Here is a 214-nt window from a genome sequence, read left to right as displayed (position 1 = left end):
GAACGGTTTATCCCCGCTGGCGCGGGGAACACTCTCGACAGCGCATCATGGTCACGGCTGTCGACGGTTTATCCCCGCTGGCGCGGGGAACACTAACAGTAGAACACTGTCGCGTTATTGAAATGCGGTTTATCCCCGCTGGCGCGGGGAACACTCACCGTAATCAATATTAAGGTCAGCATCGAACGGTTTATCCCCGCTGGCGCGGGGAACA

Source organism: Klebsiella sp. HMSC25G12 (assembly GCF_001807705.1).
In the GTDB taxonomy this organism is placed as follows: domain Bacteria; phylum Pseudomonadota; class Gammaproteobacteria; order Enterobacterales; family Enterobacteriaceae; genus Klebsiella; species Klebsiella variicola.
This window is presented reverse-complemented; position numbering follows the sequence as displayed.